Annotated in this window: 1 protein-coding gene; it reads left to right on the forward strand. The window is 54.6% G+C overall.

Annotated elements, in window-relative coordinates:
* Positions 1–67: 67 nt before the first annotated feature.
* A protein-coding gene (locus BM194_RS20385; protein WP_092850765.1) for an IS3 family transposase occupies positions 68–1,230 on the forward strand; the annotation gives its coding sequence in 2 pieces (ribosomal slippage) (positions 68–323 and positions 323–1,230; 1,164 coding nt in all).
* The last annotated feature ends 8 nt before the right edge of the window (positions 1,231–1,238 follow it).

Raw genomic sequence — 1,238 nt, forward strand, 5'->3', positions numbered from 1 at the left:
TGTAGTGGTTCAATAAAACTGGACACCTATGTAGGTGGTACGCTTGCCACCCCTAGCGAGGTGTCTGATGACCAGAAAACGACGATCTTTCACGCCGGAGTTCAAGCAGGAGGCTGCTTGTCTGGTACTGGATGAGGGATATTCCATCACCGAAGCCAGCCGTTCGCTCGGCGTTGTGGAAAGCGCGCTGCGACGATGGGTAAGGCAGCTCGCGGAGGAGCGTGATGGTGTCACGCCCAAGTCCAAGGCACTGACGCCGGAGCAGCAGCGGATACAGGAACTGGAAGCCCAGGTCCATCGTCTGGAGCGGGAAAAAGCAATATTAAAAAAGGCTACTGCTCTCTTGATGTCGGACGAACTGAATCGTACGCGCTGATAGACCAGTTGAGTGAGCAGGAGTCGGTAGAAATGGTCTGTGAGGCGTTTGGCGTATCTCGTTCCAGCTATTATGAACACCGTCGCAAGCGTTCATGCATCGATGTCGAGCGTTTGACGCTCAGAGCTGCCGTGAACCGGTTATTCACCAAGAGCCGCAGCTCGGCGGGTAGTCGCATGATCACCGCCATGCTCAATGACGAAGGTACTGCCATTGGGCGCTTCAAGGTTCGCCGCCTCATGCAAGAGCTAGGGTTGGTCTGTAAGCAACCAGGCCCCCACGCTTACAAGCAGGCCACCGTCGAGCGTCCAGATATTCCGAACCATCTAGATCGTAAATTCATGGTCAGTCGGCCCAATCAGGTCTGGTGCGGCGATATTACCTATGTCTGGGCCGGGCAATGCTGGAGTTATCTAGCGGTAGTCCTTGATCTATACACTCGTAGGGTCATCGGTTGGGCATTATCGGCACGACCCAATGCCGAGTTGGTAGCCAATGCACTGGACCATGCCTATGAGCAACGAGGTAGACCGCCTGGAGTGCTATTTCACACGGATCAAGGTAGCCAATACGCCAGTCGCCTGTTTCGCCAACGATTATGGCGTTACCGCATGAGTCAGAGCATGAGCCGACGGGGAAACTGTTGGGATAATGCGCCTATGGAGAGGCTATTCCGGAGCTTGAAGAGTGAATGGATACCGGCCTTGGGCTACCCGAGCATCTGCGCTGCCAGGAAGGACATCGGGGAGTACCTGATGGGTTATTACAATCGCCAGCGGCCCCATGCGTTTAATGCAGGGATCCCGCCTGCGTTAGCTGAAGAAAAACTTAAAACACTGTCCGGGATTAGTTGACCACTACA

The sequence above is a fragment of the Modicisalibacter xianhensis genome (assembly GCF_900113605.1).
GTDB classification, from domain to species: domain Bacteria; phylum Pseudomonadota; class Gammaproteobacteria; order Pseudomonadales; family Halomonadaceae; genus Modicisalibacter; species Modicisalibacter xianhensis.